General features: G+C 41.4%; 11 protein-coding genes. 6 read left to right on the top strand and 5 right to left on the bottom strand.

Annotated features, from left to right (window positions below):
- Window positions 1–186 precede the first annotated feature (186 nt).
- Window positions 187–1,029 carry an undecaprenyl-diphosphate phosphatase gene (locus PSE7429_RS00850; protein WP_009625137.1) on the bottom strand — a complete coding sequence of 281 codons (843 nt, stop codon included), beginning with the start codon at window positions 1,027–1,029 and terminating at the stop codon, window positions 187–189.
- Between the two features lie 243 nt (window positions 1,030–1,272).
- Here PSE7429_RS00850 and PSE7429_RS00845 point away from each other — a divergent pair, with 243 nt between their 5' ends.
- Together PSE7429_RS00845 and PSE7429_RS00840 are read left to right on the top strand one after the other, a co-directional pair.
- Window positions 1,273–1,407: a photosystem II protein Y gene (locus PSE7429_RS00845; RefSeq protein WP_040686893.1), complete on the top strand. Its 135-nt coding sequence runs from the start codon at window positions 1,273–1,275 to the stop codon at window positions 1,405–1,407.
- 160 nt (window positions 1,408–1,567) lie between these two features.
- Entirely contained in the window at window positions 1,568–2,704 is a 1,137-nt protein-coding gene (locus PSE7429_RS00840; RefSeq protein WP_009625135.1) for a citrate synthase, read from the top strand.
- A gap of 66 nt (window positions 2,705–2,770) precedes the next feature.
- On the opposite strand, the gene PSE7429_RS00835 is transcribed toward PSE7429_RS00840, so the two are convergent.
- The 3 genes from PSE7429_RS00835 to PSE7429_RS00825 all read right to left on the bottom strand — a co-directional run bounded on the left by PSE7429_RS00835 (window position 2,771) and on the right by PSE7429_RS00825 (window position 8,553).
- Window positions 2,771–4,765 (bottom strand): adenylate/guanylate cyclase domain-containing protein, encoded by a 1,995-nt coding sequence (locus PSE7429_RS00835; RefSeq protein WP_009625134.1) that lies wholly within the window; start codon window positions 4,763–4,765, stop codon window positions 2,771–2,773.
- 265 nt (window positions 4,766–5,030) lie between these two features.
- Entirely contained in the window at window positions 5,031–7,697 is a 2,667-nt protein-coding gene (locus PSE7429_RS00830) for a cation-translocating P-type ATPase (RefSeq protein ID WP_009625133.1), read from the bottom strand.
- A gap of 157 nt (window positions 7,698–7,854) precedes the next feature.
- Window positions 7,855–8,553 (bottom strand): VIT1/CCC1 transporter family protein, encoded by a 699-nt coding sequence (locus tag PSE7429_RS00825; protein ID WP_009625132.1) that lies wholly within the window; start codon window positions 8,551–8,553, stop codon window positions 7,855–7,857.
- A gap of 698 nt (window positions 8,554–9,251) precedes the next feature.
- Between PSE7429_RS00825 and PSE7429_RS00820 the strand changes: the two genes are divergently transcribed.
- The 3 genes from PSE7429_RS00820 to cutA all read left to right on the top strand — a co-directional run bounded on the left by PSE7429_RS00820 (window position 9,252) and on the right by cutA (window position 12,689).
- Complete coding sequence (locus tag PSE7429_RS00820) at window positions 9,252–10,151, top strand: branched-chain amino acid ABC transporter permease (protein ID WP_009625131.1); 900 nt, start codon at window positions 9,252–9,254, stop codon at window positions 10,149–10,151.
- 277 nt (window positions 10,152–10,428) lie between these two features.
- Window positions 10,429–12,015: a cryptochrome/photolyase family protein gene (locus PSE7429_RS00815; protein WP_009625130.1), complete on the top strand. Its 1,587-nt coding sequence runs from the start codon at window positions 10,429–10,431 to the stop codon at window positions 12,013–12,015.
- 269 nt (window positions 12,016–12,284) lie between these two features.
- Window positions 12,285–12,689, top strand: a complete 405-nt coding sequence (gene cutA, locus PSE7429_RS00810; protein ID WP_009625129.1) for a divalent-cation tolerance protein CutA — start codon at window positions 12,285–12,287, stop codon at window positions 12,687–12,689.
- Window positions 12,690–12,801: 112 nt separating this feature from the next.
- On the opposite strand, the gene PSE7429_RS23185 is transcribed toward cutA, so the two are convergent.
- Window positions 12,802–15,237, bottom strand: a complete 2,436-nt coding sequence (locus PSE7429_RS23185; RefSeq protein ID WP_052017622.1) for an HlyD family efflux transporter periplasmic adaptor subunit — start codon at window positions 15,235–15,237, stop codon at window positions 12,802–12,804.
- 602 nt (window positions 15,238–15,839) lie between these two features.
- Between PSE7429_RS23185 and PSE7429_RS00800 the strand changes: the two genes are divergently transcribed.
- Window positions 15,840–16,050 (top strand): hypothetical protein (locus PSE7429_RS00800; protein ID WP_144052470.1); only part of this gene is annotated, 211 nt, incomplete at its 3' end.

Here is a 16,050-nt window from a genome sequence, read left to right as displayed (position 1 = left end):
GCACCTACGGGGCGCAACTTTACGGGTTTGGGTAATTTATTTTGCACAAGCACTTAATTAATGGCGTGCGCGGCAAAGCCACGCCCTAATTATTCACTTTATTACGTCTATTCCTTAGGTAAGTATCTAGGGAGAGCGTACCGCCCGCTACGCGGGCGGTACGCTCTCTGCTTTTGCTACTTACTCTTATTTCAGCCAACCCAGTCCTACACCCGTTAGCAATAAAGCACCAAATATTAATCGATAGCCCACAAAGATCCAAGTTGTATGGGTTTGGAAAAACTTCAATAGCCATGCGATCGCCAAATACGAAAAAATCACCGATGACAATAGCCCGATCGCTAGCGCACCTATACTGACATCACCAAACCCTTTTTTGACAATGCTAATTAATTCGACCAAACCACCAATCGTAATCGCAGGAATACCTAATAGGAAGGAAAATCGGGTTGCTGCCACCCGATCTAAACCAAGAAACAATCCTGCGGTTAGAGTAGAACCAGATCTAGATACGCCAGGAATGATTGCCATCGCCTGTGCCAAGCCCATTAAGATGCCATCAATTACCCTTACTCTCTGAAAATGACGCTTGTCTTTGTCTTCGCGTCTTCCCAATATTTCCGCTAGAGCAAGTAAGCTAGACATCACAATTGAAGCAATCGCGATCGCCGTTAAACTGCGCAAGGGCGACTTGTCATAGTCTGGGACAAATATCTTAATTAGCAATCCCACAAACAAAATCGGGAAAGTACCTAAAACGATCGCTGTGGCTAGCTTAAATTCTTGGGATTTGTAATTTTGCGATCGCGCAGCTTGAATACTCCCCAATGTAATATTGCTAAGATCGTTCCAGAAATAGCCAACTACCGCCACAATACTGCCAAGCTGAATGACAGCATCAAAGGATAAGCCTGCGTCTTTCCACCCCAAAATTGCGGGCAATACCTTCAGATGAGCCGTACTACTAATCGGCAAAAACTCAGTTAGTCCTTGTACGATTCCCAAAACAAATGCTTGCCAATATTCCATAAAAATTTATTCCATAAAAATTCAAGCTGCCACAAATGACGTACGTAGCTGGGCGCAACTAAATATACTCCCCAAAAAATCCGCAGCGCAAGAGAAATAAGTAGTTCAGCGTAATTATAGCTGTCGCCATTAAAAAACCAGAAAAATTAAAGCCCCCACACCAAGGTTTCTAGCTTTTTAATTCTCGGCTTTGCTGTCATAATGAGTAATAAAATCAATTTCTATTTAACTCGGTATAAATATATGGATTTAAGAGTATTAGTCGTATTGGGTCCCATTGCTTTAGTTGTTGCTTGGGCAGCTTTTAATCTCGGAAAAGCGGTGATCAAGGGCGAAGCTTCCCTATTTGGCAAACAGGGCAATAACCCTTTTCAATAATTTCCGCGTAAAAGCCAAAGATTAAGAGAGGACGCAATGCGTCCTCTCTTAATCTTTGGCTTTCTTTGGGTTTATTGTTAGGGATGCACAGTCATAAGCATACATAGCGATAAAATAAACCAAGAAATAAACAAAATTAATCTTGTAAGGTAGCTAAGATATGGCGATCGGAGAATATAAGCCTGGTTTAGAAGGAGTTCCTGCCACCCAGTCCAATATAAGTTATGTTGATGGTCAAGTAGGATTGCTCGAATATCGAGGCATCCGTATTGAGGATCTCTGCAAGCATAGTAATTTCCTTGAAACCAGCTACTTACTAATCTTTGGTGAATTGCCAAAAGCTACTCAATTAGAAGAATTTGAACATGATCTTACGCATAGAAGAAGGATTAAATATCGCATTCGCGACATGATTAAGTCTTTCCCAGATAATGCCCATCCCATGGATGCTTTGCAAACGAGTGTGGCGGCTTTAGGGATGTTCTATCCTCTGGGAAATTTTCATGATGCAGAATACATTTATCAGGCTACGGTCAGGCTGCTTGCTAAAGTGCCCACGATGGTGGCAGCTTTTCATATGATGCGCCAAGGCAATGATCCCGTAATGCCCCGCGACGATCTCGATTATGCTTCCAATTTTCTTTACATGTTAAATGAGAAAGTTCCCGATCCTCTAGCGGCAAGAATTTTTGATGTATGCTTGACCCTTCATGCCGAACATACGGTTAACGCTTCCACCTTTGCAGCCTTGGTAACGGCTTCGACCTTGACCGATCCCTATGCGGTGATGACTTCGGCGATCGGTACTTTGGCAGGACCACTCCATGGAGGTGCTAACGAGCAGGTAATGATGATGCTTGAGGAAATTGGCTCCGTTGACAATGTGACCGCTTACTTGGAGCGCAAGATCGAACGCAAAGAAAAACTCATGGGTTTTGGTCATCGCATTTATAAAGTCAAAGATCCGCGCGCGATCGTACTACAGGACTTAGTGCACAAAATGTTCGACGAGTTCGGGCATGATCCTTATTATGATATTGCCCTAGAACTGGAAAAGCAGGCTTATGAAAAGCTTGCCAACAAAGGGATTCATCCAAATGTCGATTTCTATTCGGGATTGGTATACAAAAAGCTTGGTATTCCTAGTAATTTGTTTACAACTATTTTTGCGATCGCCCGTGTCCCAGGATGGCTAGCCCATTGGAAGGAACAACTCTCTGATAACCGTCTCTTCCGTCCAACACAGGTCTATACAGGTTTGCATGATGTAACCTATAAACCCATAAACGAACGATAAAAAACGAACGATAAAATCAGACAGGGCGCGTTCTACGCGCTCTTTTTGATCGCTTTGATCGCTTAGTTATTTTTTGCCGATCAGCCAATAGGTCACCATTTCCCCTCGCCCTTTGACGGTGATAGGACCTCGTGATTCCAGTAAGTAATCCCCTTTGAGACGCTGATAGGTCGCTTCGGTCACCTGAATATATCCTGGTTTACCGTGGGACTCCATCCGAGAGGCAACATTAACGGCATCGCCCCACAGATCGTAGATAAATTTCTTGATGCCAATTACTCCCGCAATGACCGCTCCCGTATTAATGCCAATGCGCAGTTCTATGGATTCACTCAGAAGACTAGATGAGTTTTGGATATAGGCTTGCATATCCAGAGCCATATCCGCGATCGCTTTAGCATGATCTGGGCGTGAAATCGGCAAACCACCCACCACCATATAGGCATCGCCAATCGTTTTGATTTTTTCTAGCCCATACTTTTCGGTCAATTGATCGAAGGCTGAGAAGATCTGATTTAGCCCCGAAACCAGTTCTAGGGGTTCCATACGCGCTGACAAGCTCGTAAAGCCGACTATATCCGCAAATAGGATTGTGGCATCCTCAAAATGCTCGGCAGGCGATTCATTCGTTTGTTTGAGGCGATCGGCGATCGAGGCTGGTAGGACGTTTAATAGCAACTGCTCGGAGCGTTCCTTTTCCTTTCGGAGTTCAGCCGTGCGTCTTTCCACTCGCGCTTCTAATTCCTCATTCGCTAAACGAAGAGATTCTTGACTTTGATAGAGCGCCGCAAAGGATTCCTTTAATTGAGCGGTCATGTGATTAAAGGAATGACTCAAGGTTGCAATTTCCACGATCGCACTACTATGAATCTGCTGTTCTAAATTGCCCTCGGCAACCTGTTCGGAGGCTTTAGCCAACTGTAATAATGGACGAGCGATCAAATGTGCCGCCCGAATACCGAGGAGAATCGAAATAATTAAAGCCCCCAAACACAAGAAGAGAGTATCCCGATTATTTTGATTAATTTGACCCATGAAGTCATTCTCAGGCACGACCACCACCGTCAGCCAATCGATACCCATTTCATCTTTAATGGGCAATACCTGAACGTAATACCAACCACCATCACTGCTTTGAAACTTGAGATTTTGGCTCCCGCTAATTGCAGCAAAACTGCCAAATTTTTCGAGTAAATGTCGCGCAGTTGCTTTGAGCATGGGATTATCACTTTGAGTTACTAAAAGCCTCTCAATTGTCCGATTATCGCCTTCACCAATCACCTTAAAAGGCTGAGCGATCGCCGAACTTGCTACCAAATTCCCCGTTCGCTCGATAATAAAGCTTTGCGCATTGGCACTAATCTGCAAATGGCTGAGGAAGTCTGTAACCTGAGTCAAGCGGACATTAATACATAAAACGCCTTGGAGATTTCCTTGGGAATCGAAGATTGGCGATACGGGGGAAATCCCCATAACTGTATTTTTACTGGAAAAAAATGGGTAGATCTCGCTCCAAGTTGTTTTTCCCGCCTGCTTCGCTGCTTTGTACCAAGGGCGATCGCGCGGATCGTATTTAGCCGATTTTAAGAACTTTTGGCGATCGCCAACACTATTTAAAGCATAGGTTTCTCTTTGAGGAATAGTTTCACTAGTAACCGTTTTTAGTTGGACAGTACCATCTTCCTGATATTCAACACCGACAAACTCTCCTTTTTCATTACCATAGGATAGATACCCCTCAAAGTTTCCTTTATGCACTATCTGCCAAAAATAGCGTTGCATTCCTTCAAAGTCTTTCAGGTTAAGATTTCCGCTTAAAACATTTGCCTTGGTTAACCATAGGGTGTTCTGAGATTTATTAAGATAACCGATCACATGCTGTTCAATTCTGGCGCTAATTTCTCCATTTAATCGGTCGGCAAGAACGTTCACAGCGTGCTGTCCATTCCGAAATGATAAGTAGCCTACTATACTTACGGCTGCAATGATTTGCAGGACAAAGGGAATTACAATGGTTGTCCGCAATCGAAATTTGGGAATAGACAATTTAACGATACTCATAAATTAGTGAGATTTTTAGTAAGATTATCGCAGTTGATTTGCAAAAAAATCGTCAGAATCACTTATCTTTTTAACGATCTAATTAACGATCTAAGTAGATAAACATAAGTAAAATTAAAACCTAGAAGAGCATACTGCCCGCTGCGCGGGCGGTATGCTCTCTTGTTTCGGTTTTTAATTATGCTGAACTACTTAATACCAATTTAAGAAATGGCTACGCCATTTCTTAAATTGAAAACCCTTACATTACTCACTCTATACTGAACTACTTGGCAGTTTTCCATTTAAATAACTCAAACCAGATGACACTGGCAATACCAGACAATAAGGCGATCGCTAAATCCTCAAAATGGAGATAGTCAAACTGGAAGAGTTGCCTCAAAAATGGAATATAGAGAATTAGTCCAAGAAATAATACACCACCGTCGATAATCCACCAGATCGCGGGATTAGGGACTCGCATCGTACTGATGATCGTTTTAGTCCATGAACGATTGGTAAGAATCATCGCAAGGTTAGAAACGATCAATGTCGTAAAGACTAAACCCCTCGCATCACATGCTCCTGCACTACAAAGTTTGACATTGGGGGCATAGTTACCTTGATAGTAGGCGATCGCATAAACCATCACTAATACAACTAAGACACTTAAGCCTTGGAAAAAAGCTATTTGTAAAGTGCGCTTATCGAAGAGCGGTTCCTTCGGGTTGCGGGGCGATCGCTGCATGATATTGGCTTCGGCGGGTTCAGCTTCAAAGGCGATCGTACAGGCGGGATCGATGATCAGATGCAAAAAGGCAATGTGAATGGGCAGAAGTACTAGGGGCCATTGCATAAAAATTGGTACTAGAGAAATGCCTGCGATCGGAATATGAACAGCGAGGGTATAGGCCATACCTTTCTTGAGATTATCGAAGATACGCCGACCGAGCTTGACCGATCCGACAATTGAGTTAAAGTCGTCATTAAGCAGAACTAGATCAGCCGATTCTCTAGCGACATCAGTACCTCTTTCGCCCATAGCGATCCCAATATGCGCGGCTTTGAGGGCAGGGGCATCATTGACACCATCACCTGTCATGGCAACAATTTCGCCGCTTTGTTTGAGCGCATTCACGATCAACAGCTTTTGTTCGGGTACAACACGGGCAAAGATATTCGTGCTACGAATGCGGGATTGTAATTGTTCTGCGGACATTTGTTCTAATTCAGAACCCGTGATGACTTCACCACCTGATAGCCCAATTTGCTTAGCAATATTTTGCGCCGTAGAGGGATAGTCACCTGTAATCATCACCACGCGAATTCCTGCTTGATAGCATTCCGCGATCGCGGGGGCAACGTTAGAACGCACTGGATCGGCTAAACCAACTAACCCAATAAATTCAAAATCAAAGTCATGCTGATCGCTTGGTAAAGAACCATCGACAGGATGGATATGGCGCAAACTGTTTGCTGAAAGCGTTCCCTTAGCCACACCTAGTACGCGCAGTCCTACCGATGCCATGATGTTAACTTGAGTTGCTAGATCGGCGATCGCTTCCGAACTAAAGTGACAGAGATCCGCGATCGCTTCGGGTGCGCCTTTAGCTGCGATTTCTTTTTCACCACCTTGACTTTCGCCACCTTGACTTTCGCCACCTTGACTTTCGCCATCTTGACTGGGTTCCCAGACACAAGACATAGCCCGCAATTCTCCCGACAAGGGATATTCACGTAAAATATCCCAATCATCATGAAGGTGTTCTGTGCCCGTAAGTAATTCTACACCCACCAATTTGAGAGCCTTTTCCATGGGATCGAAGGGATCTTTGCGACTGGCGAGAATTCCATATTCGATCAAGCGATGGAAGTCTTCGGGCAGAACTTCCCGTTCGTGCAAAGTTAGATCGTAAAAGGCGGGACATTGAGATTCCTTTTGATAGACAAATAACTGCTGCACGGTCATTTGATTGATCGTAAGCGTCCCTGTTTTATCGACGCAAAGAACTGTAGCCGATCCGAGGGTTTCCACGACGGGAATACGCCGAGTCAAAACATTTTGTTGCGAAAAGCGCCATGCGCCTAAGGCTAAAAAGATCGCTAAAACCACGGGAATTTCGTTGGGCAAAATTGCCATTCCTAAAGCTAAGCCTGCTAACACTCCATGCAACCAATCGCCCCGTGTAATTCCATAAATCACCACTGCGACAACACAAATAGCGATCGCAATGACGGTCAGTTGCTTGACCATCCGCCTTGTTTCCTTTTGGAGTTTCGAGTCTTCTTGTTTGATCGTTTGTAAAGCCTTGCCAATTTTACCCATTTCGGTCTTCGAGCCCGTGGCTTGCACTTCGACGATCGCCTGTCCTTGGACGGCTAAAGTCCCCGAATAAACGTAGGGCAAATCATCACCACCAGCGCGATTAATCGGTACGGGCTCGCCATCCTCAAGAGCAGTTTTTCTCACGGGTACTGATTCACCTGTGAGAAGAGATTCGTCAACGGTGAGATGCGTTGACCACAGCAATACGCCATCCGCAGGTATGCGATCGCCTTCCGCAATTACAATCAGATCGCTACGTACTACTTCTCGACCTGCAATTCTTTTCCGCACTCCATCGCGAATTACCAGAGCACGAGGACTAGAGAGGTCGCGTAAAGCTTCGAGGGATTTCTCGGTTTTCTGCTCTTGGTAGAGATTAATTACCACAATAAAGAAGACGAAACCTAGTAATATCAATGCTTCTTGCACATCCCCCAAAAAAAGATAAATACCACCACAACCAAGTAATAGTAAAAAGATGGGTTCACTAGTAATTTCAAGAATGATTCCCAAAATATTGCGGCGATCGCTTGATGGTAACTCGTTATATCCCTCAGCTTGCAGGCGTTGGATAACTTCCTGTTCTGATAGACCTGTTAATTCTTGGGGGTTCAGTACAGACTTCATATAGATCCTATTGTTGAAAATTAATAATTTCAATCGAGTTGCTTAGTAAGTAGCTAGGCATAAATAAACTTAAAACCGAGAAGAGCATACCGCCCGCGCAACGGGCGGTATGCTCTCTGTTTTTGGTTTTTAATTATGCCGAACTACTTAGCTGGCGTTAGTGAGAAATAGCTTTTGCAATAAAGAAAGCCGCCGCCGCCGCAATGCCACCAATTAGCACAGTTTGAACGGCACTACGGATAGGGGTAGTTCCTGTAAATCTTCCCTTGACATAGCCAAAAGCAGCAAGGGCAATATGGGTGACCACAATAGAAACTAGGAAAGCACTATTCAAATTACGCATAAATATGTAAGGAGATAGGGGGATCAGACCTCCAACCATATAAGCAATAGCGATCGTCATCGCACTTGTCAATGCACGTTTGGGATGGGGCTTTTCTAAACCCAATTCAAAACGCATCATAAAGTTCACAAAGCTGTCGGGATTTTTGATGAGTGTCTTGGCAATAACTTCGCTTTCTAGTTCAGAAATACCATAGGATTGGAAGATATCCATTACTTCTAACATTTCAACCATAGGCACTTCACTCACTTCTAAATATTCGCGTTCTAGTTCGCTTTGATAATGTTCGGCATCGGTTTTTGCCGCTAGATAGCCACCTAGTCCCATTGCAATCGAGCCTGCAACAATTTCGGCAAATCCTGCCGTAACCACGATCGCTGTTGATGCAACTGAGCCTGACAGTCCCGCTGCTAGGGCAAAAGGAACTGTCAAGCCATCTGACATGCCAATGACAATATCTCGGATGAATTCACTTGACGAGAAGTGATATTCATAGTGTGGCTTATTTTGCATCTTAATTAGAAATCAGCTAGAGAATATTTACAAAATGGGAATGTCTTTCCTTGAGATTCACCGATGAGAAAAATAGAGCTTCGACTTCACTCAACCAACGGATCCTGATAGCTAAGCGAAGTCGAAGCCTCTCTCAAATCATTTAAGCTTTAAGTAGCTAAGAAAACCTAGAAGGGCGTACCGCTCGCTACGCGGGCGGTACGCTCTCTGGTTTTGGTTTTTAATTATGCTTAACTACTTACAGTTTTATAACAGTTAGTTCAGATTTACAACCTTGCAAATCTATTAATGAGAACCATCGTCTATAGCTAACAGAAAAAGATAGAATTAATAGTTAACATAGAAGTTAAAATTCCTTGTTACACAAAGCATTTACAGTCTCAGATGGCAAAAATAATCGCTTGTAATTTTCATGGTGCACTAATTCGGCATATTCCTTTCCTTAAAAAGAAGAGGAATTATGAAGAGGAATTATGAAGAGGAATTATAAAGTAAGCATCTAAGCATAAGTAAACTGAAAACCTATAGCAACGCAAGGTTTGATTAGGGCATAAAACCCCAAAAATGAGTGGCGGAGCGTAGCTCCGCCACTCATTTTTGGGGTTTTGATTTGTCCCCACTATCTCTTACGTTGCTATGGAATAATTGTTTAAATGGCGTTAATATGGATAGCTACAAAGTTCTGATAAATTCTTTTAATGCTGGAAGTCCTGCAATCAACCATTGATGGTATCGCTGTCGGAAGCATTATTGCACTCGCGGCAGTCGGTTTAACGCTTACCTATGGCATCTTACGTCTTGCTAACTTTGCCCATGGCGACATTCTCACCCTAGGTGCATACCTAGCTTTTCTTGCCAATACCACCCTCAAGCTCGATATTTGGTTATCGATCGCTTTTGGTAGCGCTATCTCGATCGCCTTAGTGCTTATATGGGAAAAAATCCTATGGCAGCCCCTACGCGCCAAAAAAGCGACCGCAACCACCATGATGATCGTGTCAATTGGTTTAGCTCTTGTGATTCGCAATGCGATCGTTTTAATTTGGGGAGCAAAGCCTCAGAAATACAATTTACCAACTTTTTCAGCGATTAATGTATTGGGGCTAGAGATGACTCGCAATAAAATGGTGGTTATTGTGGCAGCGATCGCCATAATTGTGGGGCTGTATTACCTATTGCAAAACACCAAAATTGGGAAGGCGATGCGAGCCGTAGCGGATAATCCTGAACTTGCCAAGGTTGCAGGTATCGATGTTAACGCTGTCATTATCTGGACATGGGTAATTGCAGGAGGTATGACGGCTTTTGGTGGCAGTATGTATGGATTGATTACCAACCTACGTCCCAATATGGGTTGGTTCCTAATTTTGCCCATGTTTGCCGCCGTAATTTTGGGAGGAATTGGGAATCCCTACGGAGCGATCGCAGGAGCCTTAATTGTGGGGATTTCCCAAGAGGTGGCAACTACCTGTCCTGCGGCTTTAGGAGAGTTGCAAAAATACTGTATCGGGACTGACTATAAACTAGGTGTAGGTTTGGTAATTATGATTTTGGTATTGCTCTTTAAACCCCAAGGTTTATTCAAAGGCACGATTTAATCAAACCTACAGCAATTACCGATCAAACAAACCAAGGAAATTTTTGAAAGCGTTGCGAAGCAACGCTTTCAAAAATTTCCTTGGTTTGGATTTGAGCGCAAAGCACTGTAAATCCCCAAGCATGGGAAAAAGTACGGGAAAAAATTGGTAAGTATTTCAGCATAATTAAAAAACAAAAACAAAGAGCGTACCGCCCGCTATGCGAGCGGTACGCTCTCTTTAATCGCCCAAAGCCACTTTCATCCAGACTGCCACTCTAACTTATAAGAGGTCTAATATGATTATGATCGAGAATGCTCGTGAGTTTCTTTCTCAGATTGAGAATTATCCGATCGCATCAAGACTAGAAAAACAGATAGCAAATGGCAATCGCGCTTTGTTTATTCTCCATGACCAATTGAATCTTGCTGTTTTTCCTAGAGAGTTACTTGATTGCAAGCCAATCCTAATCTTTGTCGAATCTCTAGCCTATGCGATCGCCATCCCGCATCACAAACAGAAATTGGTTTATATGTTGAGCGCTCAGCGACACTTTGCAATTAGTTGCCATCAGAAGGGTTTTTCCATTGTCAGTCTATTTACCGAAGGGGCTTATGCCGATGCTTTAGAAGAATTCCTCACCCGCTATCCCCATATAGAATTAACCTATATGCAGCCTTCTGAATGGAATACGCGATCGCAAATGGCAAAGTTAGCAAATATATTTGGCAAGCGCATTAAAGCTTTACCCAATCAATTTTTCATTGCCGATATTGAGAAATTTAAACCTAAAATCAAAAAAGGTTATCGCTTAGAAACTTTTTATCGAGAATTACGAAAACAGACAGGCTATCTGATGCAAGAAGGTAAACCCATTGGCGGTAATTGGAACTACGACAAAGAGAACCGCAAGGCATTACCTAAACAAATAATAGTTCCAGAGATCCCAGAAATTAAACCCGATCTCATTACTCAGGAAGTAATTGCACTAGTCCAAAAATATCTACCCCATACATTTGGGAAGTTAGATAAATTTATTTATGCTGTCACCCGCGATCGCGCCCTAGAGCTAGCTCAATTATTTGTCGAAACCCGCTTATCCAGATTTGGGGCTTACGAAGATGCAATCAAGGTAGGCGAACCATTTCTATTTCATTCGGTGTTATCGATATATCTAAATAATGGATTGCTCTTACCAAGGGAGATTTGTGAAATGGCGATCGCTGCCTATGAAAAAGAATTGGCTCCTCTGAATTCCGTTGAAGGATTTGTCCGCCAGATCCTCGGATGGCGGGAGTATATTCGCGTTTATTATGAAGCAAAAATGCCAGATGTCCGCGAGAGTAACTATTTTGGATTTGATAACAATCTACCCCAGTTATATTGGGATGCAAATACAGATCTGCTATGTCTCAAAGATGCGATCACTCAAGTTTTAAATTATGGCTATTCCCATCACATTCAACGTTTAATGGTTTTAAGCAATTTCAGCAATCTCGTCAACACTGATCCTCGCCATCTAAACCACTGGTTTTGGCTAGCCTATGTGGATGCCTATGAATGGGTTGAACTACCGAATGTACTAGGAATGTCTACCTTTGCGGATGGAGGCATATTAGCATCTAAGCCCTATGTCTCCGCTGGCAACTATATCAATAAAATGAGCAACTGTTGCGCACAGTGCAAATACAATGTGAAGGAAAAAACGGGCGAAACTGCTTGTCCATTTAACTATTTATATTGGCACTTTGTCGATAAGCATCGTGAAAGCTTTACTGATAATGGAAGAGTTTCACTCATGGTTAACGCCTATGATAAAAAGACAGAAAATGAAAAGCAAGAAATTCATCTATTTGCAACCAAGTTTATTAATGAAATAAAGTAAAGCCTTTTGTGTAATTAAATAGCAACGTAAGAGATAGCTGGGACAAATCAAAACCCCAGATATGAGTGGCGGCGCAAAGCGCCGCCACTCATATCTGGTAAGCAAACCTTACGTTGCTATAAAATCTAATATCAGGAGTAAATACTGCTGTAAACTCTAAATCTTAGCAGCAGCAATCAGTTCCGCGATCGCTTATACCAATTCACTGAAGTGAGCCAACACTTCAATGAATTAAAAAGCAAACCCAGTAAGATTTTGAGATTCCCAAAATGACAACGCCATTTTGGGAATTGTTATTATTCAATAATGCAGATAATTCCATTATTCGTAAAAGTGAGGAATCAGAAATAATGTCCCACCAAGAGCTTATCGTTATCATGACTAGCCTTCCCGATTTAAATCTTAGCCATAACATTGCCCAGATTCTTGTTGAAGAGAAACTCGCTGCTTGCGTTCAAGTGGTGCCTAGTATGATTTCCACCTACCTTTGGGATGGCAAAACCTGCCAAGAATCAGAGCATCTAGTTTTAATCAAAACCATAGCAAGCAAATATGAATCACTGGCAGCTAGGTTAAGCACTCTACATCCCTATGAAGTACCAGAAATTATTGCCATCCCAGCGATCGCTGTTGAGCAGAATTACTTGCTCTGGGCAAAATCTAATTTGGTGTAAATCAGGCACTGGATAGTTAAAGCGCGATCGACATGACATATTTGTGTCTCTTTTGTCGGCATGAAATGGGCATTTCAGCACCTATCACCGCTTAGCTAACTAATGCCCGAAGCTATAGGAATCTTGAATCAATAAGTCGCATGAACTCTAACTGAATTCTCTGAAATACAAGCATATCCTTTGAATAGATTTTGGCATATCCTATAGCATTAGGAGCAAGCTTGGGATTATCTGGATTATCATTATAAATTACAATTTCAAATTCTGTTGAATTTGATGGGTTATTACTATCAGGTTGATTATTCAATGGTTCACGGTCAATAATAGTTCCTTCGTATATTCTATGCTTTGCTTGATCGGGGCGGAATTGAACTTTTGCATTCATTTCGACAAGTTCAGGATCGCGATGATCGACTTTGACTTTTGCCAATAACTTGTCAGTGTTAGCAATTTCCATAATTAGCTTGGAAGAAGGAATCTCCTGACCGATCAGTACATCAAGTTCAATATTGTCCTTAGAATATACAATGCCATCTCGATCAGACCTTATTATCAAGGCTTTCTGCTGAGCTTCAAGTTTTTTTAATTGATCTTTGAAACTATCAATATCCTCTGTTAGTCTAATAGCTTCTAGATTTGCAATGTAGATCAATTGTGCATCTTCAGCATCACTCATCTTAATTTCAGAATTAGATTGAGCCCTTTGGCTTTGATCGTTCAGTCGATTTTTTGAATATAGTATCTCTGCTTCTTTATTAAGAAAGGCACTTTTTAGTTTTGTATAGGCAGTTTCAGCTTCATATAAATATATTTGTGGAATTACTCCCTTTTCCACAGATCTTAATTGATTTAGCTTTCTCTCCGCAACCTCCATTTCTTGTTGTAAGCCATTTCTCTCTGTTAAGAGTTTATCAAGTTCACTCTGAGCTATTTTCCCTGATTGGCTATCCAGACGGATCGCTTCATCTATTGCTGAGAGACTTTCAGCTTTCTTTTTTTCTAAGTTTGCCTTAGCAATGGCTACGTCAATGTTATTTTTTAGTAATGACTTCTCAGCTAAATACAACTTTTCTCTAGTTGCAGATATTTTGTCCTCAATATTACTACAAAATAATTCTACTAATTTATCTCCCTTAGCCACTTTACTCCCAAGTTTAACTCTTTTAGGTATGTCTTTGACAATGCAAGGTACTGCTTGATTGGTATAAACAAACTGGCGTAGTTCTGGTAGGGTTTTTAGTTCTACTTTACCGCCAACTTGGTGAGTGACAGGTAAAAACATTGCCCCACCAAGCAATGCTAATGAGACACAAAGAATAGGAAACTTCCGTTTTTTAGTGGGTAGAAATTGAGGAGTATCAATAGATGGAGGGGAAGTCGAAGTTACCATAGGCTTATTAGAATGTGATTCAGCCGAGTTAGAAGAGTTATTCATAAATTTAAAGTTAGGTGTTGGTACAAAAAAGTAGATTAGCCAGAGAATAAAAAGAGTAAACGCGATCGCAGGTATATTGAGCCCTGTCCAGCTTACAATTGTCCAAATTAGGAAGGTGAAGACGAATAATATATATACGAGACTTAAGGGAGCATATATTGCTAATACCCAACGTACATAATTATCTTCTTCGTCAATCGGTTTGCGTTTTAACAATTGTAGATAGAATAAACGCGATCGGCTTCGGAGATTATTAATTCCTGTGATTGCTACTGCTAAGTGGTAACCATCAAAGCCGCCAGATAAAGGATTTAAATTGATAGCAAGGGTAACTAGCCCTGTGACCATCAGCAAATATGCGATTGTATTAATTTCTGCACTTGGATCGCTAATGTTCCATACAAACAGCCCGATCGCTGCCATGAAAACTTGACAGATTATACCTGCACCAACGACCAAGACTTGTTGATGTCTTCTTAACGGATATGAATCACTAGTATTGGTATAACAGGCAGGAATAAGCAACATGAGAAAAATACCCATCTCTGGCACAATGCCTTTGTAATGTTTGAGGGTAAAAGCATGAGCGAGTTCATGGAGAGAAACAACAAGGCATGTGAGCAATGCAAAGGGAATAATGACTCCATGTCCCTGAGCCAAAACTAATTTTCCTGTTTTGAGGATGCTGGCATGGCGATCGATTGCAATAATTGTCGCAAATACCAGTAAAGATAGAAGAATATAGCCTGTAGTGCGCGTCCAGATCCATTCTAAATATTTGACATTATTACTCAGCCAAGTATCTGGATTGATTAAAGAAAATCTTATGTAAAGTAGATCTAGGGGTGTCCATTTACGTTTAGGGGGCTTAGGTGGTTTTGTCCCAACCAACATTCCTGTTTGGTGTAAATGTTGAATGACACTAGCAACTTCTGTTCGAGTCAGCTCATATTTTTCGGCGATCGCGGGAACAATCGCTACTAAAGGCAAGGGCAAATTGAGAGTATCTATATCATCAATAATTGATTTATTAAAATCATCTTCAACTTCAATATAGGTAAGATCTTCGGGATTGCGAAGAATCCAGAAAGTAGGATGCTGAACCCAATGCACAGACGACTTCAATCTTGTCTCGGATATTGAAGACATAGGAAGTAAAGATATTAAAAGATCAATTTTTTAAAGTTTACACCATTTATTTCCAATTTGTTCTTAAATAAATTGCTAAGAAATATCAGTCAGATAATTTAAAGCGGCAAATCTTGCATATTAAGGTAGCGAATCAAGATTTTAATTGTTGACTTAAATCATTTTTTGAAGATCAAACTTAAAATTAAAACTACCTAAAAAGCTTTCTGAATAAAGATTAAAGCTATTAATAACAATGTAATATTCTACTCTTTAACTCAATTTTTTTTCAAAACTTACAATTTATATAAACCCAAAAAAATACTATTTATCAACTCTTTATAACTTTATGATAACCTTTTTATAACTTTTTTTGGCTTTCATGCTTGCCAACTTCTTGGAAATCATTTTATATTTATCAGCAATTATCCCGAAGCATAAAAATCCTAGGCACATGAGTTCTAATAATTTGCAGTCAAACTCTAGGAAAAAATCTTGATAACTCTGGAAAGTCTAGAAAATCAAAGATTAAGATAAGAATATTAGAACCACGTCTCACGCCCAGTGGTCTGTTTGATTCGGGAGATTTGCAAGTTCCAGTTTTGACTGATTTGTTGACTGACCATCATGTTGGAAATAGTTTAGATACAAGTCACGATCTCTCACATCCAACTGATGTTGTAAATGTTCCAAATACTACACTAGTTGAAACTCCTGTTCATACAGAAGTTGTTCCTCTAGTCGAGACTGTCCAAATATTGTCAGCGATCGCTCCACCTACCGCTCTAGTTGCCAATT

It is taken from the genome of Pseudanabaena biceps PCC 7429 (assembly GCF_000332215.1).
Lineage (GTDB): Bacteria > Cyanobacteriota > Cyanobacteriia > Pseudanabaenales > Pseudanabaenaceae > Pseudanabaena > Pseudanabaena biceps.
This window is presented reverse-complemented; position numbering and strand designations above follow the sequence as displayed.